The following is a 24726-nucleotide window of genomic DNA, read 5'->3' on the forward strand; positions in this document are numbered from 1 at the left end:
GCTATATGGGTGTTGAGGTAAGCCGTCTGTCGAACGGCCTGACAGTCGCCACCGAAACCCTTCCAAGCCTCGAATCCGTCGCTCTTGGCGCCTGGATCAAATCAGGCGCCCGCAATGAGCGTAGCGAAGAGCACGGGATGGCCCACCTGCTTGAACACATGGCGTTCAAGGGAACCAGAAGGCGCAGCGCCTTTGAGATCGCCTCCGAAATCGAGGATGTCGGCGGCGAGATCAATGCCGCCACCAGTGTCGAGACCACCTCCTATTATGCCAGGGTGCTGAGCGACGACGTGCCCCTGGCCGTCGATATCCTGTCCGACATCCTGCAGGAATCCGAGTTCGACCCGCAAGAGCTGGAGCGCGAGCAGCATGTGATCCTGCAGGAGATCGGCGCCGCACACGATACGCCCGACGATGTCGTCTTCGACCACTTCACCGAGACGGCCTTCCGCCACCAGACGATCGGCCGCTCCATCCTCGGCACGCCGGAAACCGTCAAATCCTTCACCTCGAAGCAATTGCACAAATTCATCGAACGGCAATATGGCGCCGAGCGCATGGTGATCGTTGCCGCCGGCGACATCAAGCACGACAACTTCGTGCGCGAGGTCGAGAAGCATCTCGGCGGTTTCCGCAGCAAGTCCGACAACACCATGCCGCAATATGCGCAATATGTCGGCGGCGATTTCCGCGAGGACCGCGACCTGATGGACGCGCAGATCGTGCTGGGGTTCGAGGGCCGCGCCTATCATGTACGCGACTTCTACGCCTCGCAGGTCCTGTCGATGATCCTTGGCGGCGGCATGTCGTCGCGTCTTTTCCAGGAGGTCCGCGAAAAGCGCGGGCTGTGCTATTCGGTCTATGCCTTCCACTGGGGTTTTTCCGATACCGGCATATTCGGCGTCCATGCCGCGACCGGGCAGAGCGACATCGCCGAATTGGTGCCGGTCGTCATCGGCGAGTTGCAGAAGGTCGGCGAGACCATCCTGCAGGAGGAACTCGACCGGGCACGCGCCCAGTACCGTGCAGGCCTGATCATGTCTGCCGAAAGCCCAGCCAGCCGCGCCTCGCAGATCGCCCGGCAAATGCTTCTGTTCGGCCGGCCGATCGCCAAGGAAGAGCTGATGGAACGGCTGTCGGCGCTGACGGTCGAGCGGTTGACGGACCTTTCGTCACGGCTGTTTTCGACCAAGCCGACGCTGACTGCCGTCGGACCGGTGGGCACGCTCGCTCCCTATGAGGCGGTCCTCGAGTCGCTTTCGGGCACGCAGACCACGGCCCGAAAGCTCGCCGGCTAAGTCCATCAAAGCGTCATGTTCGCGCTCCCTTTCTTTCGCCGTGACCTGCCGGCACTGAAGGGTGACCGGGTCACGCTGCGCGTGCCGCTGACCGACGACTATCGTGAATGGTCGGTGCTGCGCGGGGAAAGCCGCGCCTTCCTGGAGCCGTGGGAGCCGCGCTGGAACCCCGACGAACTCGACCGCACGGCCTGGCGGCATCGCCTCAGCCGCTATCGCGAAGACTATGCGCAGGGAACGGCCATAGCCTTCTTCATCTTCGACAAAAGCAACGCCAAGCTTGTCGGTGGAATCACCCTCGGCAATATCCGCCACGGCGTCGCGCAAAGCGGCCATATCGGCTACTGGATCGGCGAGCGCTACAGCGGCCGTGGCCTGATGACCGACGCGGTCAAGGTGGTGACGCGCTTCGCCTTCGATACGCTGAGGTTGCACCGGATCGAAGCTGCCTGTATTCCCGACAACGCCCGGTCGATCCGCGTGCTTGAAAAAGCCGGATTCCGGCGCGAAGGACTTCTCCGATCCTATCTCAGGATCAACGGCATCTGGCAGGACCACTACCTCTACGCCCGGATCGAGGACGATCCGCCGGGCGCGGAAACGAAGGACTGATTTTGACGAATTTCCTGCGAATCGGGTCGTTGTTCGCCTTTGTGCTGACGGCAATCGTCGTGCTCTGCGCGGCGTCTTCGGCCTTCGCCGTCGAACCGATCAAGATTGCCCGCGACGATGTGGCGCTCGACCTTTCGGGCGCCGTCGAAATCTACCGCAACCAGGGCGAGAATTTTCAGGTGTCGACTGCTCCGGGACCGGACGGCATCGTGCGGCGCATCGAGGTCGAGGCCAATGATGCGCGCTCGACCGGCGACTGGGCGGTGTTCGCGCTTGCCAACACCACCGACCAGCAGCTCGACAGGCTGATCGTCGCACCGCATTTCCGGCTGGTGAATTCCGGTATCTTCTGGCCGGATCTCGGCTCGACGCGCATTGCCGCGATCACGCCCAGCGAGGGCTTCGCGCTCGACCGCCAGAGCAGCCCCGACGCTGATGTGTTCCGGGTGACGCTGAACCCCGGAACGGTGATCACCTTCATTGCCGAACTGGCGTCGCCCAAACTGCCGCAGGTCTATCTTTGGGAGCCGGAATCCTACAAGGATTCGGTCAATTCCTACACGCTGTTTCGCGGCATCGTCATCGGCATCGCCGGCCTCCTGGCGCTGTTCCTGACCATCCTTTTCGTCGTCAAGGGGACCTCGATGTTCCCGGCAACCGCAGCGCTCGCCTGGGCGGTGCTCGCCTATATTTGCATCGATTTCGGCTTTCTCAACAAGGTCCTGGAAATATCGCCCGGCAACGAGCAGATGTGGCGGGCCGGAACGGAGGTGGCCCTTGCAGCGACCTTCGTGGTGTTCCTGTTCGCCTACCTCAACCTTAACCGATGGCACGGCCATTTCAGCTACGGCGCTCTGGTCTGGATTCTGGGGCTGCTGCTGATCGCCGGCGTTGCAATCGTCGACCCGGCGGTCGCCGCCGGCATCGCCAGGCTGTCCTTCGCCGCCACCGCGCTGACCGGCCTCGGCCTGATCATCTTCCTCGGCATACGCGGCTACGACCGCGCCATCATGCTGGTGCCCAGTTGGGTCATGGTCCTGTTGTGGCTATGCGGGTCGTGGATGGCGATCACCGGCATGCTCGACAATGACATCGCCCAGCCGGCACTGGGCGGCGGGCTGATCCTCATCATCCTGCTCATCGGCTTCACCGTCATGCAGCACGCCTTTGCCGGCGGTGCGCTGCATCAGGGCCTTTTCTCCGATCTCGAACGGCAGGCGCTGGCCGTGGCCGGATCGGGCGACACGGTGTGGGACTGGGACGTGATGCGCGACCGCGTCGTCACCAGGCCGGATGTCAGCATCCAGCTGGGTCTTGCGCCCGACAGCCTGGGCGGCGCTGCCCGCAACTGGCTGCCGGTACTCCATGCCGACGACCGCGACACCTTCCGTACGACGCTCGACGTGGTGCTCGAACACCGGCGCGGCCGGGTGTCGCAGAATTTCCGCCTGCGCGGCGCCGACGGGCACTATCACTGGTTTTCGCTGCGCGCCCGGCCGGTGATCGGATCGGACGGCGAGGTCATCCGCTGCGTCGGCACCATGGTCGACGTGACGGAGCAGAAGAAGTCCGAGGAGAGGCTGTTGCACGATGCCGTGCACGACAATCTGACCGGCCTGCCGAACCGCGAATTGCTTATGAACCGGCTGGAGGCGATCATCTCGATCGCGCGCACCGAAGAGAAGGTCCGTCCCACCGTCTTCGTCATCGACATCGACCGGTTCAAGCAGGTCAATGACGGGCTCGGCATCTCGGCCGGAGATACCATCCTGCTCACTGTTGCGCGCCGGCTGCACCGGCTGCTCAAGCCGAAGGATTCGCTGTCGCGCTTTGCTGGCGACCAGTTCGCGCTGATGCTGCTTTCCGAGCAGGACCCGGCCCGCATCGCAGCCGTTGCCGACGCCATCAAGCATGCGATCAACAATCCGATTACCTTTGCCAAGCGCGAGATCGTGCTGACCGCCTCGATCGGTCTGGTCACCTGGACCTCGGCGCAGAGTTCGGCCGAGGACATGGTCAAGGACGCCGAGCTTGCCATGCACCAGGCCAAGCGTTTTGGCGGCGACAGGATCGAACCGTTCCGACCCGCCTTCCGGACCGTCGGCACCGACCGGCTGCAGTTCGAGTCCGACCTGCGCCGCGCCATCGAACGGCGCGAATTCACACTCGCCTACCAGCCCATCGTGCGGCTGGAAGACGGCAGTGTTGCCGGCTTCGAGGCGCTTTTGCGCTGGGATCATCCGCGTCGCGGCATGATCCCGCCAGGCGATTTCATCCCGGTCGCCGAGAGCTGCGGCCTGATCGTGCAACTTGGCTTGTTCGCCATGCAGCAGGCCGCCGAAGATCTGGCGGGATGGCAAAAGCAGATCGGCGACGCGCCGCTGTCGGTTTCGGTCAACCTGTCCAGCCGACAGCTCATCCGCCGCGATCTGGTCAGCGACGTTCGCTCGGTGATCGCGCGGGCCAATCTGAAGCCGCGCTGTTTCCGACTCGAGCTCACCGAATCGCTGGTGATGGACAATCCCGAGCAGACAGCCCATGTGCTGAACAAGCTGAAGAAGCTTGGCATCGGCCTGTCGCTGGACGATTTCGGCACCGGCTACTCATCGCTGGCCTATCTGACGCGCTTTCCCTTCGACACGATCAAGATCGACAAGAGCTTTGTCGACGACACGACACCGAAGCGCGCGGTGCTGCTCAAATCGATGGTCAACATGGCGCATGAACTCGGCCTTTCGGTCGTGGCCGAGGGCATTTCGGACGAAAGCGATGCGCTCGAACTGCGCCAGATGGGCTGCGAATATGTGCAGAGCTTCATGTTCGGCGCGCCGATGCCCGGCGATCAGGTGCTGAGGACGCTGAAGGAACAGTATCCGCTGACCCGGGCTTGATCTTATTCATGTCGTTGTCCCAAAACCGCTGCCCTTTTTGGGCGGCATGAGCCTGGCGATTGGCACCCGCTGGAGCACATCGAAGGTCTCAGCTCCCGCGGCTCGGCACTCCATCAAAAGTACGACCGGCGGTCACGCGACTGTGAACTGGGAGTATTGGTTTACGGCTCGCGCTGTGCATCATACCGACTTCGCGAAATCGGTGCGAAGAGCTGACCCGCTGATATTCAGCCTGCTGGCCGGAATCACCGGGTCATGATGGAGGCCCAGCTGATGAATTTCGACAAGATTTCTGCCTGGTCTCCAGTGTGGTTAAGCGTCGTGAGGATCATGTCGGCGCTGCTGTTTCTGGAGCACGGAACTCAAAAGCTCTTCAATTTTCCGCCCGCTCCCGAGCCGATGCAACTGTCGGGGCTTATTGTGATACAGGCATTGATCGAGCTGATCGGAGGCGCGCTGCTTGCCCTCGGACTCTTCACCCGGCCCGTCGCGTTCATTCTGTCCGGCAACATGGCGGTCGCCTATTTCATGGCGCATGCGCCGCAAAACTTCTTTCCGGTTGTCAACGAGGGCGACTCGTCGATCCTCTACTGCTTCATTTTCCTGTACTTCTTTTTCGCGGGAGGCGGCGCGTGGAGCGTCGATGCGGCCCGTCGCGGGACCGGCCTCGCGACGCCCTGAACAGGATCGCGAGGGAACTTGCTGGGCGGCTACCAGCGGAGCATGTCCGACAGCCTGCCAGGTCGAAATGATAGGAAGTTCCGGCTCCGCTGATCGTCGCTTTCGGGCCCTTTGCTGGACATTCCCCGACGCGAGATACGCGCCCTTAGGGCGGCCATTGCCGCACTTTTAACCCGTCGCTTTCCCTTATGCGGGCATCAAATCCCGCATGATCGCGACCGTGCTGCTCGTGTCTAGGTGCCTTCTGTCGGCGATAGAGATAGTTCTCGGGAAGACCGAGGCGACGGCACGACTGGACGGCCGGAGATGAAGGGAGCACGATGCGCTCGCAGATTGCAGCCGTCGTCTTCACAAAAGCACGCTCCCACGGCTTCAACGTCCAGTTGTCGCCGAGTGCCAACCGCTTGCGGACCCAGCGGGGCAGGATTTCGACAGCCGCCTTCAGAAATGGCCGCTGAAGCGGTTGAGCCATTCCCGGCAAGACGGGAACGTCTTCCATGATCTGCAGGAATTCCAGGACGATCGGCGATGCGACGAGTCTTTGCCTCATCGCGTCGAACAGCGCGTAAAGCTCGGCCTGCGACGTGGGCGCGTCAACCGCACCATAGAGAAGCGCGACGGGGCGAGCCTCGGCGGACATCGCATCCCGTTCGAAAAAATGCAGTCGATGCACATAGACGTGATAGGCCTCCATGAAACCAAACCCGGCCGTCGCTTGCACCCAGTCCAGCAACTTCGGGTCGGTGGCGTCGTATGGCTCACCTTCGCTGGTTCGGCCTGAAACGCGCCCATGCATCCTGACCACAACTTCAATCATGGCCTTGGCCTTGGTCCGGGGACCGTAGACCGTGACCAAGGCGGCGAGGCCCGTGCGCCGTAATCGTCGGAGCGCGTCGGAGCGGAATGTGCTGTGCTGCCAAATGGCGTCGCGAACCCGCGGCTCTGCCAATTCGAGCAGCACCGCCGTAACCCCGCCGATGAACAGCGCAACCGGGTTCTTGAAAATACGCCACGACACCGAGTTGGGCGGCAACAGCGCCGGCTCGCCCTGCGGGGTCGAGAAGTCCATCTGCGATCCGAGCCGCTGGCGCATGAACGACTGCGCAAGATTATCCACACGACGCCCAAGCGGGCGAGGCAGAGGAAGGGTGCCCGAATTGCCAAACATGCTCCGACTCTCCTGGCAACGCGTGTGGCTGGCGGATGCAGCACGAACGACTTGGCCCTTCCGTCGTTCCAAAGATTCAAACTGACGCGCTGCATAACTCCGCAAGAACACCGGGCCCGGATAGCCATCACGAGCCCGGTCGCGCCGGCCCTATGGGGTAAGATCGAGCGCCGGCACGATTCTGTGATAGGGCAGCCCCGCATCGTCGTTTAGACGCTTCACGTCGACATCGGAGGCAGCGTCAAACAGGCACATGCAGCGCCCGTCCTCCGGTGCGAAGGTCGAGCGCAGGTAGCTGATGTCGGTGCCGTTGGAGGTCATCTCGGCGGCTTTGCTGATCGCCGCCTTCTGCGCATCTCCCAAAGCTTCCATGCTGATGCCCTTGAGGTCGCGTTCCACCATGTAGACGGTCATTTCCAGATCTCCTCTTGTGAACAGTGACCACAGGAGTTGAATGCAGCGGCGGGCGAAAGAGAACGACATTTTTTCTATCGATCGATAGCCGACAGTTATCGATGAAAGGATTACAATGTCGTTTCGTGGAACCGCCTCGGGAGGGCTTGCCATGGAGATGTTTCAGGTCCGCTACGTGCTTGCCGCCGCGAAGATGCTGAACTTCACCAAGGCCGCCACCGATTGCAATGTCTCTCAACCGGCGCTCACCAAAGCGGTCAAGACGCTCGAGGATGAGCTTGGCGCGCCTTTGTTCCACCGCGAGGGAAAGCGCGTCCTCCTGAGTGAGTTCGGGCGCTCCATTCTGCCGCATCTTCAGCAGATCATGCAGGAGGCGCACGCAACCAGAACGCTTGCCGACAATTTCAGGCTGCTCAACCAGGTGCCGATCCGCCTCGGCGTCATGTCGACCATCGGCCATGGGAAACTCGCCCGGTTCCTCGCAAAGTTCCAGCGCGACTATCATGGCGTCGAGCTTGAAGTTAGCGAGGCGAGCGTCCAGGAACTGAAAAACAGGCTCGAGCAAGGCGATCTCGATGTTGCCGTTCTCAATCCGCTGGAGGGATTGGGAGCGGCGTTCCGCGTCCATGATCTCTACAGTGAGCGTTACGTCGTCGTATTCGCGCCGGATCATCGGCTTGCGAGCCTCAATGCAATCAAGTTGGTCGATCTCTCTCAAGAACCCTATGTCGATCGTCTGTCCTGCGAAATGCGGGACCTGGTAATGGGTGCGTGCCGGGAAAGAAACGTCAGCCTTTATGCCCGCTTTCGTTCCGAGCGCGAGGATTGGATCCAATCAATGGTGCTGGCGCGGATCGGCTTCGCCTTCATGCCTGAATATTCGGTGACATCGCCTGAACTTTTGCAGCGTCCGCTGATCGAACCCGCGGTGGCACGCACGGTGTCCCTGGCTAGCATTCCCGGCCGGCCCTATAGCCCGGCGACTGCGGCAATGGTCCGAGCTGCCCAGACGTTCGATTGGCCGGGCTAGGCGTTTATGCTGAGGCGTGAGCTTTGCTGATTTGAGATGCGTCAGATTCAACTTCTCGGCCGCTCGGCCCACGTGGCACTCGTCGTACACGATCTCCAACGAGGAGGTTGGGATCAATCCTGTTCAGCATGTCGATGAAATTATATCACTGGATTCAGCATCATCGAAGTGCGATCTCCTGAGCAAGCGGAGCAGCGCAAGGCGCGCTTCGCATCGGAAACAGATGCAGGAGCACCCGCATGCCGGTATCACGACGTTCCCTTCTCGCCGCAGCAAGCGCTGGCGTGGCATTGTCACAAACTGCAAAATTAACGAAAGCCTCGGCACAGGCTCTTGAGGAGACTGCTATAGACCAGACGGTTGTCGATCTCGTCGAGCGTTCTGCGGAAGCAAATTCGGCGCTGATGCGCGGGGAGACAACGAAATACTACGAGGTGATCCCACATACCAAGGACTTCCTGCTGATGTCTCCATTCGGAGGAAAGCCGACGCGGGCTTCTGAACTGACTGCAGAGCGGATCGAAGCGATGGGCCGCTTTTTCAAGAACGGGACCTTCGAGCACGAACTTCTTCAAGCCTATGGTTCCGCCGACATGGTGGTCCTCGCGATCATTGAACGCCCGCATGTCGAGGTCGGCGGTCTGCCAGCACAGGATTGGCCGCTGCGGGTTACCTTGGTCTATCGCCGCGAAGAGGCGGAATGGCGCCTGGTGCATCGGCACGCAGACCCCCTGGTCAAGGGCGTGCGCCTGGAGCAGGCGGCGGCCCTTGCACGCGGCGAAGCCGCGTGATGCGAAGAGTGTCGCCATCCCGGCGGAGCGCTCTGGCTGAAGGTCCAAAGCCCGCTGAAGGGTTTTCGCTTCTCGTCGACGCAGAACGTCATTCTATGGCGCCAGATGTGGCCCGACGCGCCTTGCGAGCACCTGCTGATGCCGGTGGAGTAGATCCGCCATAGTCATGCGCCCTGAGGGAGGACGATCATGACCTTGCCCAGCTACGCAATGAAACAGGTAAGTTTCCCGGAGATGTACGAGCGGTGGCTCGTCGGCCCTCTCTTCCGTCCATGGGCCGAGATGGCTCTTGACGAGTTGGAATTGTCTTCGGGCGATCGCGTACTCGATATTGCTTGTGGAACAGGAATAGTGGCGCGCGTTGCAAGAGAGCGGCTCGGTGGAGCCGGATTTATCGTCGGTGTCGACGTCAGCGCGGACATGCTTGCCGTGGCGCGCGCTGTAGAACCAGCCGTCGACTGGCGCCAGGGCAATGCCGGCGAGTTGCCTCTGCGTAGCGGTGAGACGTTCGACGTGGTCGTCTGTCAGCAAGGACTGCAGTTCTTTCCTGACAAACCCGCGGCGGCGGCGCAGATGCGTCGCGCGCTGACGATGGGTGGTAGGCTGGCAATCGCCACGTGGCGCCCGGACGACGAAATCCCGTTCTTTCGCGACCTGCGCCGCGTCGCGGAGCGTCATCTGGGCGCCATCGCCGATCAGCGGTACAGCTTCGGGGAAGCGGCTCCGCTTGAGGCGCTGCTGCGAGACGCCGGCTTCCACGAGGTCCGATCGAGGATTGTTTCGCGCACCATCCATTTCGGGGAAGGCGTACCTTTCCTGCATTTGAATACGATGGCGCTGGTCGGGATGAGTTCCTTAGCCAAGGAATTGGGTGATCAGGAACGCAAGCGCGTCGTGGACGCGATCGTGAGCGAGAGTGCGCCCGTGCTGCAGCCATACTCCATCGGATCGGGACTGGCCTTCGAGCTCAGCACCAATCTGGCGACAGCCAAAGGCTAAATGATCTCTCACCAGCTGCGGACTCTTTCGATCGAGTATTGTGCCGAGAATGGCTGCTCATTCACAATCTGCCGTTCGAGACCGAAAGGATTGCCCGGCTGCGGTCGAGGGCAGACCAACTCAGGGAAATTTCTGCTCGCCAATCGAGAGGCTTCACAAGCAACGCATCGGCTACGCAGCCCTCGATTAAAACCAGCTTGTTTTACATTTCGAATTATTTTGCCGCACTGTGGCCATTGTGCCGCCATTATCCATGACTAGTTGAATGAAGCACTGACCGTTCTTCTTGTCTTTTTCGACGTTGACGGCTCAACGTTGGAAATAGACCTGTCCCAAAATATCTGGGCGGCTAGACAAGGAACGGAGGGGGACCTGGCGTCACTCCAAAGAACATTTGAATTCTTTGCTTGCGGAGCCTTCGTCCTTTCGGGCGGACGGCCTTTGTCGAAAATGATGGCGGGGCTTGGCCTGGCGGCGACCGTGGCAGCCATGCCATGGCCGGTCTATTCGGGAGTCCTGGTCAACGGCGTGACCGAAGCCGCGGTTGCCACTGCTGTTCCGTTCTCGGCTCTGAGTTTTCCCTCGGCCGCGCCCGAGTTCGACATCATCGATCCAGACACCATATCGACCTCTGGACGCGAGGGAGAACGCACGCTGGCCCAGGCATTGAAGGGCACCGTCTCCATCCTTTCCCAAGGCGCGGAACAGATCGTCCTCGGCATGTCGATGCACGAGTTCGGCGAGTACAAGGTGTCGCAGCACATCGCCAGCGAAATCCTTCGTGCAGCCAAGGACACCCAATTTCCTGCCGACACGCTTTTTGCGATCGCCGAGAAGGAATCCTCCTTCGACATCAACAATCGCCCGTCTAAAGGGTCGGCGCTTGGTCTTATGCAATTCCTCGACCAGACATGGCTCGAGGCGGTGAAGAGGTACGGTGCAGAATTCGGCCTGGGCGACGAAGCGGAACTGATCCGGACCCGCCCCGAGGGCAAGCGCGAATACCATTTCGTCGAGGACAAGGCCGAAGAACAGCGCATCCTTGAATTCAGGCGCGATCCCTATCTGTCGGCGGCACTTGCGGCCAAGAACCTTCTCGCGGCCAAGCAACGCATCGAAGCTCGTCTTGAGAAGGCCATGGATGAAAGGGATCTCTACCTCCCCCATTTCCTTGGCACCAACGGGGCAGCAGCGCTCCTGTCGAATGCCGATGAGAAGCCCAATGCCACGGCCAGCACAATCTTCCCCAAGGCGGCACGCTTCAATATTGCGATCTTCAAGGCCGAGGGAAAACAGCTCACCGTCGGCCAGTTTCACCAGCGCCTGCGCTCCTTCCTGGAAGCCCGCATCGGCAAATACAGCGATGTCGAAACGCGCGTGAAACAGGCTGACCTGTCCTGGACGTCGGGTTTCGAGAATCTCGTCTACGATCTGGGCAAACGGCTGGCGATGGCAATGCGGCGGTAACCAGCCAGGTACGGGTTTTCACCTCTAAAGCGCGTCGCGTTGATCGGCCTCACGCGACGCGCTTTAGGTTGTCGTTTTATGCATGTCGCTATCGCAAAACCGCTACACACCCACGGGTCAAGCCCGAGGGCATGCTTTTGCGCGACATGCATTAGGCGTGACCGGCGGCCAGGCTGAGATGCGCGAGGTCGATACCGATCGAAGCGAGTATCCGGTCGTATTTGCGTTCGATGTCGGTATCGAACAGAAGCTCCGCATTTGCCGGGCAGGTCAGCCAACCGTTCTCGGCGATTTCGCTTTCCAGCTGACCGGCGCCCCAGCCCGAATAGCCGAGCGCCATCAGCGCGTGCCGAGGCCCGCGGCCCGACGAAATGGCGCGCAATATGTCGACGGTCGCGGTCAGGCAAATGTCGTCGGAGACGGCCAGCGACGATTCCACCCGGTAGTCGCCCGAATGCAGGACGAAGCCGCGGCTGCGGTCCACCGGTCCGCCGTTGCGGACAACGAAGTCGCGGGCCTGCGCGGGCAAGCGGATCGCCTCCTGTTCGTTCATGATGCCGAGTTGCACGAGCAGATCCGGAAACAGCATCTGCTGTGTCTGGTTGATGACCAGGCCCATCGCGCCTTCGTCGCTGTGCGCGCAAATATAGATGACGGAGCGCGTGAAGCGGTCGTCCTTCATGCCGGGCATGGCAATCAGGAACTGGTCGTCGAGAAAGCCGCGTCCCGCAGCCATCTTCTTGTGGCGCAACAAGTCCATGAGGGGAGCGTAACGCGTTTCTGGAGCGCCGAAAAGATGCGCCGCGCGCGATTTGGTCGCAGATGTGCATCCAAGGCACGCAAAGCTTTGCCCGAGATCACACAAAGCTGTGCCCGAGGTCACGCAAATATGATAGCAGCGACGCCATGAAGTCATTGCGCAGCCATGAACGGACGCTCAAATCACCGCCATGCAAAGCTTGAAAGTCCTGCTGCTCAGCGCCGCTGTCGGATGTGGAACCGGTCTTCCCGCCGCAGCCTCCTCGTCGATCTGGTACGAAAGCGAAGGCGGCAAAGTACGCCTTGTGACCAGCGGCGAGCCCGACACAGCCGGACGCATCCATGGCGTCCTCGATATTTCGCTCAAGCCTGGCTGGAAAACCTACTGGCGCGATCCGGGCGACGCGGGCGTGCCGCCGCAAATCGATATCTCGGCCAGCACCAACATTGCCAACGCGACGTTTTCGTTTCCACCACCCCAGCGCCACGACGACGGCTCCGGCAAATGGGCCGGCTACGACCATCCGGTTTCGCTGCCGGTAATGTTCACGCTGTCGGCGCCGAACGAGCCGGCCGTCATCGTTGCCGATATCTTTCTCGGAATTTGTGAGACGATCTGCATCCCGGTGCAAACAAAGCTGACCATCGATCCGGGCTCCGATCCGGACAATGTCGAAGACGCCGCTTTGGTGAAGGCGGCGCTTGCAACGCTGCCTGCTCCCGCAAGACCCGATTTCGGCGTCAATATCCTGCCGGGCGACCGCGCGACACTGATTGTCGAGGCGAGCTTTCCGGGCAATCCCAAAGCAGCGGATTTCTTCGTCGCCGGCGAGCGGGACTACATGTTCGGCGTGCCGGCCCGCAGCGAAAAGGACGGCAAGCTGGTGTTTACCGTGCCGATCCTCGACAGACCGACGACGACGCCGACGGATGGCGGACTTTACTACACGCTGACAACTGCGGCCGGCGCCGTCGAAGGCCTGCTGCCGTTCCCTTGATCCCCAGCAAAGGATGTTCAGATCGAACATCCCTTGCTCCGGCCACCCCGACAGTTGCGGGAAACGGCTGAATTCGCTATCGCAAGGACACTCCCTTCCATTTGTCAAAACGAGGACCACGATGATGATTGCCGTTGGCGACAAGCTGCCCCAAGCGAACTTCAAGACGATGACTGCCGACGGCGCAAAAGCGATCACGACGGCCGAGTTTTTCTCGGGAAAGAAGGTGGTGCTGTTCGCTGTTCCCGGCGCTTTCACGCCGACTTGCTCCAACAACCATCTGCCCGGCTTTCTGGATAATTACGACGCCATCCTGGCGCGCGGCGTCGACACCATCGCCGTCGTCGCCGTCAACGATGTCCACGTGATGGGCGCCTGGGCCCGCTTCAGCGGCGGTGAAGGCAAGATCCTCTATCTTGCCGACGGCAATGGCGATTTCGTCAAGTCGATCGGTCTCGACGCCGACCTTTCCGGCGGTGGCATGGGGCTGCGCTCGAAGCGGTTTTCGATGATCGTCGACGACGGCAAGGTCGCCGCGCTCAATGTCGAGACAAAGCCTGGCGTTGATGAATCCGGTGCTGCTCACATTCTCGGACAGCTTTCCGTTTTGGCGACAGCATAGGCCGAGGTTTTCACGCTCCTTTGGCCTGACGATCGCGCTCGTTTCGGCAGCCGCGCGTCCAATTGGGCGTGCAAAGAACGCTGTTTGGGAATTGCCTGCTTTTAGGGGACCTCAATGATGTTTGACCACTTCTGGCGCGCTGTGGCGATCGGCATCGGCGCCACGGCGCTCATGGACCTCTGGGCGATTTTCCTGAACACGGTGTTTGCTCAGCCACGGCCGAACTGGGGACTGGTTGGTCGCTGGGTCTGGCACCTGAGGGACGGCAAGGTCTTCCATAACGATATCGGCGAGGCAGCACCCTATGCGCATGAATCGGCGCTGGGCTGGGCCTTCCACTATTTTGTCGGTATCGTCTACGGCATCATCCTGGCCGTTTTGGCGGGAGCGGCGTGGCTGGCCGCGCCGACCTTCCTGCCGGCCTTCATCCTCGGCATCGTCACCGTAGGCGCCGGCTGGTTCCTGCTGGCGCCCGGCATGGGCGCCGGCTGGGCCGCGTCAAAGCGCCCCAACCCTATGCAGATCCGCGCCCTCAACCTCGTATCGCATACTGTGTTCGCGCTCGGACTTTTCGGCACAGCGCTGCTGATCCGCTGAATATGCCGGACCAGACTGGTCAGTAGTCCAGATTGGTCAGTAGCTTTGGGTCGAGCGGCGCAGTTTCCTGGCTGCCGGCTGTTTGGCTTGGGTGTTTTCCCCAGCCGAAACGGGCGCGGGCCTGGCCGTCTTGTTCTTGAACGGCGCCATGCCGAGCCGCGCCAATTCGTCGGCACGCTCGTTCTCCGGATGGCCGGCATGGCCCTTGACCCAATGCCAGATCACCTGATGACGGTTGCGCGCCTCGTCGAGCGCCTGCCACAGTTCGGCATTCTTCACCGGTTGCCTGGCAGCGGTCTTCCAGCCGTTGCGCTTCCAGCCGTCGATCCAGCTGAAAATGCCGTCCTTGACATAGTTGCTGTCGGTATAAAGATCGACCGAACAGGGTTCTTTCAGCGCATTGAGCGCCGAGATGGCGGCCAAAAGTTCCATGCGGTTGTTGGTGGTAGCAGCCTCGCCGCCCGACAGTTCCTTCGTGACGCCCTTGAAGCGCAGGACAGCCCCCCAGCCGCCAGGCCCCGGATTGCCCGAACAGGCACCATCGGTGAAGATTTCGACGCGCTTGGTCATGTCAGTCCGTATTCGGAAGGAGATTTGATCGCCCGGTGGAAACGCATACGCCTGATATATTCGGTCGGATCGCGTTTCACGACCAGCCCGCCGTTGGCAATGATCAGCCAGTCGTAAAGCCGGGTCAGCATGAAGCGCAGTGCCGAGCCGCGCGCCAGCATCGGCAGCGCAGCTTTCTCTTCGCCGCTCAAGGGCCGCACGCTTTGGTAGCCGGCAAGCAGCGCCGTGCCCTTGGTCAGGTTGAAGGAAAAATCCTTCTCGAAGCACCAGGCATTGAGGCAGGTAGCGACATCATAGGCGTAGAGATCGTTGCAGGCGAAATAGAAGTCGATCAGCCCCGACAGTTTCTCGCCGAGGAAGAAGACGTTGTCGGGGAAAAGATCGGCATGGATGATGCCTTCCGGCAGGCCGTTCGGCCAATTCCGCTCGAAATCGCCGAAATCGGCATCGACCTCGGCCGCCAGTCCCGGCTCGACCTCGTCGGCGCGAAGACGAGAGGCGCTCCACAGCTTGCGCCAGCCATCGATGGCAAGGGCATTCGGACGGGTCATCGGAAAGTCGGCGCCGGCCAGATGCAGCGCCGCCAGCGCCTTGCCGACCTCGCCGCAGTGCGCTGATGTCGGCCGCCGCAGCGAAACGCCTTCGAGGAAGGTGATGATGACCGCCGGCCGGCCGGCTAGCGTTCCGATGACGTCGCCATCATGCGCGGTCACCGGGAGCGGGCAGGAAATGCCCTTCCTGGCGAGATGGCTCATGAGGCCGAGGAAGAACGGCAGGTCGGCCTTGTCGACGCGCTTTTCGTAGAGCGTCAGGATGTAGGAGCCGCTGGTCGTGTGCAGCAGGAAGTTCGAGTTCTCGGTGCCTTCGGCTATGCCCTTGTAGGACAGGAGATCGCCGACTGGATAGGCCTTGAGGAACGCGCCGAGCTCGCCTTCGTTGACGTCGGTGTAGACCGCCATGAACCTTACGCGGCCCCGTTGACGAAAGCCATGTCGGCGGCCGTCAGCTCGACGTCGCGCAGCACCCGCATCACCGGAAAATCCTCGGTTTCCGTCGCCGTCACCGCCAGCTCGATGGTTACGTCGAAGCGCTGCCGGAACGCATCGATGATCTCGTCGACGATGATTTCCGGTGCCGAGGCACCTGCCGAAAGACCGAGCGTCGAGATGCCGGCGATCTCGGTCCATGGAATTTCGGAGGCGCGCTGCACCAGAAGCGACATCGAGGCGCCGGCGCGTTCGGCCACTTCGACGAGACGCCGCGAATTTGAGGAGTTGGGAGCGCCGACGATCAGGAAGAGATCGGCACCCGCGGCGGTCTCCTTGACCGCTTCCTGGCGATTGGTGGTGGCGTAGCAGATCGATTCCGCTGCCGCCGCATGCAAATCGGGAAAACGATCCTTAAGCACCCGAATGATGCCGGCGGTGTCCTCGACCGACAGCGTCGTCTGGGTTACGAACCCGAGCGCCTGCGGGTCGGCGGGCACCAAATTCGCGGCGTCGGCTTCGGTCTCGATCAAGGTGACGGCGCCGTCCGGCAACTGCCCCATCGTGCCGATCACTTCCGGGTGGCCGGCATGGCCGATCAGAAGCACATGACGGCCGAGCCGCTGATGGCGCATTGCCTGCTTGTGGACCTTCGACACCAGCGGGCAGGTGGCGTCGAGATAGAAGAGGTTGCGCGCCTGGGCGTCCGCCGGCACCGACTTCGGCACGCCATGCGCCGAAAAGACGACCGGGCTCTGACGATGCTCAGCCGGTATCTCGGAGAGCTCCTCGATGAACACCGCACCGAGGCTTTGCAGCCCCTCGACGACGTAGCGATTATGGACGATCTCGTGGCGAACATAGACCGGCGCGCCATATTTCTTCAGCGCCAGCACGACGATCTGGATGGCGCGGTCGACGCCGGCGCAGAAGCCGCGCGGCTGGCAGAGCCTTATCGTCAGCGGTGGCTTTGTCGTCGTGTGAAGCATGATTCCCGGCCGGTTGGTCGTAGCGTGAACTCAAGTCTTGAACTCAAGGCGCGAAATGAGGTGCGCACCCCTGCCCTGTCAAGGGCACCAGTGCTGATCATTCTTCTTTCGCCGGGCGGCGAAGCCTAAAGATGAGGACGCCGGCAAGGGCAGCGGCAAGGCCGTACCAGGTTACGGCATATTGCAAATGGCTGTTCGGCAGGTCGATGATTGTCACGCCGCCGACCGGCAGCCCACCCGGGTTCGGCGTGGCGTCCGCGTCGATAAAGAATGGCACCAGCCCCGCGCCGGCCGGCAGACCAGCGCTGGCCGCCATGGCGTCGCGATCCTTCCAGTAGAAGATGTTTTTCTGCGGATCATTGTCGGGAAGCATCATCGAGGGCTTTGCCGGCAGCGGATTGCGGGCGAGCCCCGTCACCGTTACCTGGCCCGCACCATGGCTTTGCGGGCGCTTGGCAGCGTCCTTGAGATCGTACGGCACGAAGCCGCGATTGATCAGGACGAAGCGGCCGTCCTCCAGATGCAATGGCGTGAAGACATCGAAACCGGACTGGCCTTCCCAGGTCGCGAAGAAATGTCGCTCGCCTTGATGCAGGAACGTGCCTGATGCCGTCACCGGCGTGTAATCCACATCGCCGCTGGCGGCAAACCGCTTTTCGACCTCGGGCAACGGCACGGGCGCTGAGTGCGTGCGCCGGTCGATGGTCTGGAGAAGACCCTCTTTCCAGTACAGGCGCTGGACCTGCCAGGTGCCGAGCGCCAGCAGGATGAAGAACAGCACGAGGCCAAGCCCAAGCAGCAATGCCGTCTTCGGCCGCGAACGGCCTGCAATCGAAGCGGATGTCGTGCTCATTCGCCGAGGTCCAACCTGCCCTCTGCCGCCTTGTTGCGGTATTGCAGCGTCAGGAGCACACCCTTGATCAGCCTAAGCGCGCCCAGGCAAAGCACCAGTGTCAGCGGTATCCACAGCAGGAAATGCAGCCAGAGCGGCGGGCTGAGCGTCACCTCCATCCACAGCGCCAGCCCGACGACGATGAAGCCGATGATCAGGATGACGAACACCGCCGGACCGTCGCCGGCATCGGCGTAGGAATAGTCGAGGCCGCAATTGGCGCAGCGTTCACCGACGGTGAGGAAGCCGGAAAACAGCCGGCCCTCGCCGCAGCGCGGGCAGCGGCCGCGCAGGCCAGCCGAAATCGGATCGATTGCTGGCCAGATCGCCTTGTCGTCGCTCATTCCGATACCTTAATGCATGTCGCGCAAAAGTGCGCAGCGGTTTTGCGATAACGACATGCATAAAAACAAGAACTTAAAGCGCGTCGCATGAATCCATTCAGCCGCGACGCGCTTTAATGCCCTTCACCCCAAAAGGTAAGGCGGCCACGTCGCCGCAGCCGCCTCATCGATTTCCTCAGGTAGATTTCAGTGGCCTTCGATGACCGCGCCGCTCGAGGCCCAGACATAGATCGACGCGAACAGGAACAGCCAGACCACGTCGACGAAGTGCCAGTACCAGGCGGCAGCCTCGAAGCCGAAATGGTGCTTGGGCGTGAAGTCGCCCTTCATCGCGCGGACCAGGCAGACGAGCAGGAAGATGGTGCCGATGATGACATGGAAGCCGTGGAAGCCGGTCGCCATGAAGAAAGTGGCGCCGTAGATCGAATCCCTGAAGCCGAACGGCGCGTGCATGTATTCGTAAGCCTGCACCATGGTGAACAGGATGCCGAGACCGACGGTCAGCACCAGGCCGTTGATCAGCCCCTTGCGGTCGCCATGAAGCAGCGCGTGGTGTGCCCAGGTCACCGTAGTGCCCGACAGAAGCAGGATGACGGTGTTGTAGAGCGGCAGGTGGAAGGGGTCGAGGACCTCAACGCCCTTCGGCGGCCAGACACCGCCGGTGAAGGTGGCGCGGGCATATTGCTGTGCCTCGCCGGGAAACAGGCTGGCGTCGAAGAAAGCCCAGAACCAGGCGACGAAGAACATCACCTCGGAAGCGATGAACATGATCATGCCGTAGCGCAGATGCAGCGACACAACACGCGTGTGGTGGCCTTCATGCGCTTCCCTGATGGTATCCGACCACCAGGCGTACATGGTGTAGATGACGATCAAGAGGCCGATGAAGAACAGCCACGGATTGGCGATGTTGAAGCCGAAGATCGGGAAATCGCCGCCCTTGAGATACTGCATGTAACAGACGCCGCCGATCGCGGTGACCAACGCGCCGACCGAGCCGAGGAATGGCCACGGGCTCGGGTCGACGAGGTGGTAGTCATGTTGTGGTTTTGCGTGCGCGTCTGCCATATCAACCCCCGAGGCTTCGTTCGGTATGTGAAACTTTGTTGCTTGTGCCTTCGGCCGGCACTGTCGACGCCACCGGCTTGGTCTTCTCGTTCTTCTCGACCGGGAACATCGTGTAGGACAGGGTAATCGTCTTCAGGTCCTTCAATTCCGGCGCATTGACGATGTCGGGATCTACATAGAACACGACCGGCATGTCCAGCGTCTCGCCAGGCTTCAGCGTCGTATCGGTAAAGCAGAAACACTCGACCTTGTTGAAGTAGGATCCCGCAAATTCCGGCTGCACATTAAAGGTCGCGCGGGCCGTGGTGGCGCGGACGAATTTGTTCGTGGCGCTATAATGCGCCTGCGCCGTCTCGCCTATCTTGATGGTGACGGAGCGGGCGACCGGCTCGAACTGCCAGGGCACGCCGGCTGTGTTGGCGTCGAAACGGATGGTGATATCGCGGTCGAGCACCCGGTCGGCATATTGCTGCGTTGCGCGTTTCACGGTGCCGCCGTAACCGGTCGCCTGGCAGAACATCGCGTAGAGCGGCACCGCAGCATAGGCCATGCCGATCATGCCGCCGAAAAAGGCGATGCAGACGCCGGCGACGATGCGGTTGGTATTCCTGTTTTGAGGATGGGTCACCGTTTGACGGTTCATCTGAGCCTCACATCGTTCCGGTGAGGTTGTGACCGAATTTCACGACGGTCGCGATGTAGAAGATGACGACAAGCACCGCCAGCGCCAGGCCAATGGCCACCGAGCGGTTGCGCCGGGCCTTCTGCTGGCGCTCCGTCAGCGTGACGAGTTCAAGCTTCTTGTCGGCCATGGTCATGCTCCGCCCATGGTCAGCACGCGCCCGACAACGCAGTCGGCAAGGTAGACGGCGAAAATGGCAAAGAGGTAGAGCAGCGAATAGCCGAACAATGCCTTGGCCGGCTTCATCACATGGTCGTCGTCCGCCATCCGCAGCACCTGCCACGCATACCAGACGAAGCCGGCACCAAGCAGCACCGAAAAGACGCCGTAGGCGGGCGTGGTGAAACCGAGCATCCATGGCAGCACGCCAACCGGGGCAAGGATCAGCGCGTAGGCAAAGATCTGGCGTCGGGTCGAAGCCTGGCCGGCGACATTCGGCATCATCGGGATGCCGGCCCTGGCATAGTCCTCGGACTTGAAGAGGGCGAGCGCCCAGAAATGCGGCGGCGTCCACAGGAAGATGATCAGGAACAGGACGACGCTTTCCAGGCTGACGGTTCCGGTTACCGCGGCCCAGCCGATCACCGGCGGAATGGCGCCGGCAGCGCCGCCGATGACGATGTTCTGCTGCGTCCAGCGCTTCAGCCACATCGTGTAGACGACGGCATAGAAGAAGATGGTGAAGGCCAGGAGTGTGGCCGACAGCCAATTGACCAGCACGCCGAGCGTCATCACCGACAGCACCGACAGCACCAGGCCGAAACTCAGCGCCTCGCCTGGCCGGATGCGGCCGGCCGGCACGGGACGGCCGGCGGTCCTGGTCATCACCGCATCGATATCGGCGTCATACCACATGTTGAGCGCGCCGGACGCGCCAGCCCCAATGGCAATGGCCAGGATCGCGATCACCGCCAGAAGCGGATTGATGGCCACGGGTGCCGCGACCAGGCCGACAAAGGCGGTGAACACCACAAGCGACATGACGCGCGGCTTCAACAGTGCGAAGAAATCGCCCGCCGTCGCTTCCGACATGCGAAAACCCGGTTCGTCAGTCAATGAGTCGTCGACAAGGGCCATGCGTACTTAAAGTCCATCATTCCGTTGGCCAAAACCGCCGGCGAACCGGCGGTTCCGTATTTCCCCCAGGCAGAGCCTATTTGATTTTCGGCAGCTGCTCCCACTGGTGGAAGGGCGGCGGCGAAGGCAACTGCCATTCGAGCGTCGTCGCACCCTCGCCCCATGGGTTGGCGCCAGCCACCCGCTTCTTCTGGAAGGCCTCGAACACGCCATAGAGGAAGATGACCACGCCGACGGCCGAAATATACGAGCCGTAGGACGACACCATGTTCCAGCCGGCAAACGCATCCGGATAGTCGATGTAGCGGCGCGGCATGCCTGAAAGACCGAGGAAATGCTGCGGGAAGAAGACGAGGTTGACGCCGACGAAGGTGACCCAGAAGTGGGTGTTGGCGATGACAGGCGAATACATGTAGCCGGTCATCTTCGGGAACCAGTAGTACCAGCCGGCGAAGATCGCAAAGACCGCGCCCAGCGACAGCACATAATGGAAATGCGCGACCACGTAATAGGTGTCGTGCAGCGGACGGTCGAGACCGGCATTGGCAAGCTGGACGCCGGTAACGCCGCCGACGGTGAACAGGAAGATGAAGCCAATCGCCCACAGCATCGGGGTCTTGAGCGAAATCGACCCTCCCCACATGGTGGCGATCCACGAGAATATCTTCACGCCCGTCGGCACCGCGATAACCATCGTGGCGAAGACGAAATAGCGCTGCGTGTCGAGCGACAGGCCGGTCGTGTACATGTGGTGCGCCCAGACGATGAAGCCGACCGCACCGATCGCGACCATGGCATAGGCCATGCCGAGATAGCCGAAGATAGGCTTCCTGGAGAAGGTCGAGACGATGTGGCTGACGATGCCGAAGCCCGGCAGGATCAGGATGTAGACTTCCGGATGGCCGAAAAACCAGAACAGGTGCTGGAACAGGATCGGGTCGCCGCCGCCATCGGGCGCGAAGAAGGTGGTGCCAAAATTGCGATCGGTCAAAAGCATGGTGATGCCGCCGGCAAGAACCGGAAGCGACAACAGCAACAGGAAAGCGGTGATCAGCACCGACCAGGCGAACAGCGGCATCTTGTGCAGCGTCATGCCAGGCGCGCGCATGTTGAAGATGGTGGTGATGAAATTGATGGCGCCGAGGATCGATGAGGCGCCGGCGATGTGCAGCGATAGGATCGCAAGATCCATCGCCGGTCCCGGCTGGCCCGAGGTCGACAGCGGCGGATAGATCGTCCAGCCGCCGCCGACGCCGTAGGCGCCAGGCGCGCTCGGCATGAAGGCCGAGATGATCAGAAGGATGAAAGCCGGTGGCAGCAACCAGAACGAGACGTTATTCATGCGCGGGAATGCCATGTCCGGCGCGCCGATCATGATCGGCACCATCCAATTGGCGAAGCCGCCGATCAGCGCCGGCATGACCATGAAGAAGATCATGATCAGCGCATGGGCGGTGGTGAAGGCATTGTACATGTTCTTGCCGCCGTCGAGCGCGGCGTCGGCATTCAAGCCGTAGACCATCTGCGCCAGGCCGGTGAAAATCTGGATCCCCGGCTCCTGCAGCTCCATGCGCATGACGACCGAAAGGGCACCGCCGACGCAGCCCGCCATGATCGCGAAGAGCAGGTAGAGCGTGCCGATATCCTTGTGGTTGGTCGAATACACCCACCGCACCCAGCCATGATACGGCTTGTGGTCGTGGTCGTGAGCTGCAGCGTCTGCCATGTTCGGCTCCGTTCCCTGATCTTTTCTGGTCGCGGCATCAGTTGCCGGCGGCCGCTACCTTGTCTTTCCCGTCGACCTCGGCCATCAGCGCCTTGTTGGCGCCGGGAAGGTCGGTGCCGGCCGCTGCCAGCCAGGTCTTGTACTGGGCGTCGGAGACGACGCGGATCGCGATCGGCATGAAGGCGTGGTCCTTGCCGCAGAGCTCCGAGCATTGGCCATAATAGAGGCCTTCCTTTTCCGCCTTGAACCAGACCTCGTTGATGCGACCCGGAACCGCGTCGGTCTTGATGCCGAAGGACGGCATGGCAAAGGCGTGGATCACGTCTGCCGCCGTCACCAGCACCCGGGTCATGGTGTTGACCGGCACCACCATCTCGTTGTCGACGGCGAGCAGGCGCGGATAAGCGCCGCGGTCCTCCTTGCCGGCCGCCGCGCGGTCAGAATCCGCCAGGATCGCCGAGTTGAAGGAAAGCGTGTTTTCGGTCTGGTATTCGTAATCCCAGTTCCACTGGTTCCCCGTCGCCTTGACGGTCAGCTTGGCTTCCTCCGGCGGCGTGTATTGCGCAGTCAAGAGCTGGAACGAGGGGATGGCGAGCAAGAGCAGGACGACGACCGGCCCGACCGTCCAGATTACCTCGATCAGCGTGTTGTGGCTGGTGCGCGACGGGGTCGGGTTGACGCTCGCGCGAAACTTCAGGATGCAATAGGCGATGAGAAAGAGCACGAAGAGGGTGATCGGCACGATGAACCACAGCGTATAGCCCTCGAACCAGGCGATCTGCCGCATCATGTCGGTGGCTGCGGGCTGGAAGGTCATCTCCCACGGCGCAGGCTGGGCCGCATGGGCGGATGCACCGGTGAACAGTGTGGCGGCAGCGCTTGCCAGGAGTTTGGCGCCTGCTAGGAATTTTCTCATTGCCGTCATTATCTCCCAGTTCCTCGCGATCGGACCGCAAGAATATCGAACAACGCCGGGACGGGAATCCCGGATAGTCCCGAGGCTGGTTCAAACCATACTCTATTTGCCTCTGCAAGAAAGGAGCGGGGGAAACCGTGCGGCATTTTTGCGCGCAAGCGCGGCTGCGCCTTGTGGCGGCGGCCGCGGCGGTGTCGGACCCGCGAATGCCCGAGCGGCGGAGTGTCCCGGCAAAATGCGCCGGGCCGTCGCAATTCGGGCGAATTTGGCACGGAAAACCGCGCAATTGCCTTGGTCGAGGCAGGCCGGCAGTGGTCTCATCCTTTACTTGCCCTTGGCGCGGCTTAAAGTGCCGTGATTCGCAATGGAGCCGTCATGAACTCTTGGCTTTGGGGACTTGGGCTTTCTAGAAGCTTGGCAAAGGCCATCCTTCTCGCTGCCGTGTGTAGCGTTGGCCTATCTGGCGTTGGTCTGTCCGGGATCGGCCTGTCCTATGTTGGCTCGTTCGGCGTCAGCCAGGCCAATGCCGCGCAGCCAAGCGGCAAGGTGCGGGCGACGCATGGCGCATGGTCGATCATCTGCGACACGCCGGCTGGCGCCACCTCGGAACAATGCGTGATGATGCAGAACGTCGTCGCCGAAGACCGTCCCGAGATGGGGCTTTCCGTCGTCGTGCTGCGCACCGCCGACAACAAGGCCGAAATCCTGCGCGTGCTGGCGCCGCTCGGCGTGCTGCTGCCCAACGGGCTCGGCCTCAATGTCGACGGCAAGGACATCGGCCGGGCCTATTTCGTGCGCTGCTTCCAGGACGGCTGCTATGCCGAGGTCATTCTCGAAAAGCCGCTGCTCGACACGCTGAAAACCGGAACGTCGGCCACCTTCATCGTCTTCCAGACGCCGGAGGAAGGCATCGGCATTCCGGTCGAGCTCAAGGGTTTCGCCGACGGTTTCGCCGCGCTGCCTTGAGACGGGGCGCGAGACCCAAAACCCTGCTGACGAAAATGAGATTGTGACCGCCTTTGGCTACAGCGCCGCGCATCCAAGGACGCGCAAAGGACGCTGTAGCGCTTCGATTTTGCGCATGATCCTTTCCGAAAATCGATTCCGATTTTCGGGGTCATGTACAGACAATGGTCATTGCCGATTGTC

The 24726-nt window shown here is 61.5% G+C and carries 26 protein-coding genes; 12 read left to right on the plus strand and 14 right to left on the minus strand.

Annotated features, from left to right (window positions below; all coding sequences use genetic code 11):
* The first annotated feature begins 5 nt into the window (after positions 1–5).
* The 4 genes from AC0L18_RS09120 to AC0L18_RS09135 all read left to right on the plus strand — a co-directional run bounded on the left by AC0L18_RS09120 (position 6) and on the right by AC0L18_RS09135 (position 5482).
* Complete coding sequence (locus AC0L18_RS09120; protein ID WP_287217482.1) at positions 6–1298, plus strand: M16 family metallopeptidase; 1293 nt, start codon at positions 6–8, stop codon at positions 1296–1298.
* A 15-nt stretch (positions 1299–1313) separates the two neighbouring features.
* Positions 1314–1910: a GNAT family N-acetyltransferase gene (locus tag AC0L18_RS09125; protein WP_473491737.1), complete on the plus strand. Its 597-nt coding sequence runs from the start codon at positions 1314–1316 to the stop codon at positions 1908–1910.
* Between the two features lie 2 nt (positions 1911–1912).
* Complete coding sequence (locus AC0L18_RS09130) at positions 1913–4801, plus strand: EAL domain-containing protein (RefSeq protein ID WP_027152376.1); 2889 nt, start codon at positions 1913–1915, stop codon at positions 4799–4801.
* A gap of 270 nt (positions 4802–5071) precedes the next feature.
* Positions 5072–5482 (plus strand): DoxX family protein, encoded by a 411-nt coding sequence (locus AC0L18_RS09135; RefSeq protein ID WP_473491845.1) that lies wholly within the window; start codon positions 5072–5074, stop codon positions 5480–5482.
* A gap of 145 nt (positions 5483–5627) precedes the next feature.
* Here AC0L18_RS09135 and AC0L18_RS09140 read toward each other — a convergent pair whose 3' ends face one another.
* Positions 5628–6650 (minus strand): oxygenase MpaB family protein, encoded by a 1023-nt coding sequence (locus AC0L18_RS09140; protein WP_473491738.1) that lies wholly within the window; start codon positions 6648–6650, stop codon positions 5628–5630.
* Between the two features lie 150 nt (positions 6651–6800).
* Entirely contained in the window at positions 6801–7064 is a 264-nt protein-coding gene (locus AC0L18_RS09145; protein ID WP_023799307.1) for a DUF4242 domain-containing protein, read from the minus strand.
* Positions 7065–7215: 151 nt separating this feature from the next.
* Here AC0L18_RS09145 and AC0L18_RS09150 point away from each other — a divergent pair, with 151 nt between their 5' ends.
* From AC0L18_RS09150 to AC0L18_RS09165, 4 genes are all read left to right on the plus strand, one after another.
* Positions 7216–8094 (plus strand): LysR family transcriptional regulator, encoded by an 879-nt coding sequence (locus AC0L18_RS09150; RefSeq protein ID WP_473491739.1) that lies wholly within the window; start codon positions 7216–7218, stop codon positions 8092–8094.
* A 239-nt stretch (positions 8095–8333) separates the two neighbouring features.
* Positions 8334–8885: a nuclear transport factor 2 family protein gene (locus AC0L18_RS09155; RefSeq protein ID WP_473491740.1), complete on the plus strand. Its 552-nt coding sequence runs from the start codon at positions 8334–8336 to the stop codon at positions 8883–8885.
* A 189-nt stretch (positions 8886–9074) separates the two neighbouring features.
* On the plus strand, positions 9075–9884 hold the full coding sequence (locus AC0L18_RS09160; protein ID WP_473491742.1) for a class I SAM-dependent methyltransferase: 810 nt from the start codon (positions 9075–9077) through the stop codon (positions 9882–9884).
* Between the two features lie 450 nt (positions 9885–10334).
* A complete protein-coding gene (locus tag AC0L18_RS09165) occupies positions 10335–11351 on the plus strand; it encodes a transglycosylase SLT domain-containing protein (protein WP_473491846.1) in 1017 nt (338 codons plus the stop codon).
* Positions 11352–11502: 151 nt separating this feature from the next.
* Here AC0L18_RS09165 and AC0L18_RS09170 read toward each other — a convergent pair whose 3' ends face one another.
* On the minus strand, positions 11503–12111 hold the full coding sequence (locus AC0L18_RS09170) for a YqgE/AlgH family protein (RefSeq protein ID WP_023799312.1): 609 nt from the start codon (positions 12109–12111) through the stop codon (positions 11503–11505).
* Between the two features lie 190 nt (positions 12112–12301).
* Here AC0L18_RS09170 and AC0L18_RS09175 point away from each other — a divergent pair, with 190 nt between their 5' ends.
* The 3 genes from AC0L18_RS09175 to AC0L18_RS09185 all read left to right on the plus strand — a co-directional run bounded on the left by AC0L18_RS09175 (position 12302) and on the right by AC0L18_RS09185 (position 14327).
* Positions 12302–13108: a protein-disulfide reductase DsbD domain-containing protein gene (locus AC0L18_RS09175; protein ID WP_473491743.1), complete on the plus strand. Its 807-nt coding sequence runs from the start codon at positions 12302–12304 to the stop codon at positions 13106–13108.
* Between the two features lie 121 nt (positions 13109–13229).
* Positions 13230–13730: a redoxin family protein gene (locus tag AC0L18_RS09180; protein WP_473491744.1), complete on the plus strand. Its 501-nt coding sequence runs from the start codon at positions 13230–13232 to the stop codon at positions 13728–13730.
* 117 nt (positions 13731–13847) lie between these two features.
* Complete coding sequence (locus AC0L18_RS09185) at positions 13848–14327, plus strand: DUF2938 domain-containing protein (protein WP_473491848.1); 480 nt, start codon at positions 13848–13850, stop codon at positions 14325–14327.
* A 36-nt stretch (positions 14328–14363) separates the two neighbouring features.
* On the opposite strand, the gene rnhA is transcribed toward AC0L18_RS09185, so the two are convergent.
* The 11 genes from rnhA to coxB form a co-directional block, all read right to left on the minus strand.
* The gene (gene rnhA, locus AC0L18_RS09190; RefSeq protein ID WP_473491746.1) at positions 14364–14897 is read right to left on the minus strand and encodes a ribonuclease HI; all 534 of its coding nucleotides are present in this window, start codon (positions 14895–14897) and stop codon (positions 14364–14366) included.
* Positions 14894–15856: a homoserine kinase gene (locus AC0L18_RS09195; protein ID WP_473491748.1), complete on the minus strand. Its 963-nt coding sequence runs from the start codon at positions 15854–15856 to the stop codon at positions 14894–14896. The genes rnhA and AC0L18_RS09195 overlap by 4 nt, the downstream gene beginning before the upstream one ends.
* Positions 15857–15861: 5 nt before the next feature.
* Positions 15862–16872: a 4-hydroxy-3-methylbut-2-enyl diphosphate reductase gene (ispH, locus tag AC0L18_RS09200; RefSeq protein ID WP_027152363.1), complete on the minus strand. Its 1011-nt coding sequence runs from the start codon at positions 16870–16872 to the stop codon at positions 15862–15864.
* A 97-nt stretch (positions 16873–16969) separates the two neighbouring features.
* Positions 16970–17725 carry an SURF1 family protein gene (locus tag AC0L18_RS09205; RefSeq protein ID WP_473491750.1) on the minus strand — a complete coding sequence of 252 codons (756 nt, stop codon included), beginning with the start codon at positions 17723–17725 and terminating at the stop codon, positions 16970–16972.
* Positions 17722–18108 (minus strand): DUF983 domain-containing protein, encoded by a 387-nt coding sequence (locus AC0L18_RS09210; protein WP_287236991.1) that lies wholly within the window; start codon positions 18106–18108, stop codon positions 17722–17724. The genes AC0L18_RS09205 and AC0L18_RS09210 overlap by 4 nt, the downstream gene beginning before the upstream one ends.
* Positions 18109–18294: 186 nt before the next feature.
* Positions 18295–19176, minus strand: a complete 882-nt coding sequence (locus AC0L18_RS09215; protein WP_027152361.1) for a cytochrome c oxidase subunit 3 — start codon at positions 19174–19176, stop codon at positions 18295–18297.
* Position 19177: 1 nt separating this feature from the next.
* Complete coding sequence (locus AC0L18_RS09220) at positions 19178–19819, minus strand: cytochrome c oxidase assembly protein (RefSeq protein WP_287236990.1); 642 nt, start codon at positions 19817–19819, stop codon at positions 19178–19180.
* Between the two features lie 7 nt (positions 19820–19826).
* Positions 19827–19988, minus strand: a complete 162-nt coding sequence (locus tag AC0L18_RS09225; RefSeq protein ID WP_077381685.1) for a hypothetical protein — start codon at positions 19986–19988, stop codon at positions 19827–19829.
* Positions 19989–19990: 2 nt separating this feature from the next.
* Positions 19991–20935, minus strand: a complete 945-nt coding sequence (locus tag AC0L18_RS09230) for a heme o synthase (protein ID WP_473491751.1) — start codon at positions 20933–20935, stop codon at positions 19991–19993.
* A 76-nt stretch (positions 20936–21011) separates the two neighbouring features.
* Positions 21012–22661 carry a cytochrome c oxidase subunit I gene (gene ctaD, locus AC0L18_RS09235; protein WP_473491752.1) on the minus strand — a complete coding sequence of 550 codons (1650 nt, stop codon included), beginning with the start codon at positions 22659–22661 and terminating at the stop codon, positions 21012–21014.
* A gap of 37 nt (positions 22662–22698) precedes the next feature.
* Complete coding sequence (gene coxB, locus AC0L18_RS09240; RefSeq protein WP_287236988.1) at positions 22699–23577, minus strand: cytochrome c oxidase subunit II; 879 nt, start codon at positions 23575–23577, stop codon at positions 22699–22701.
* A 375-nt stretch (positions 23578–23952) separates the two neighbouring features.
* Here coxB and AC0L18_RS09245 point away from each other — a divergent pair, with 375 nt between their 5' ends.
* Positions 23953–24543 (plus strand): invasion associated locus B family protein, encoded by a 591-nt coding sequence (locus AC0L18_RS09245; RefSeq protein WP_473491753.1) that lies wholly within the window; start codon positions 23953–23955, stop codon positions 24541–24543.
* Positions 24544–24726: the final 183 nt, after the last annotated feature.

The organism is Mesorhizobium sp. WSM4819, from assembly GCF_055811215.1.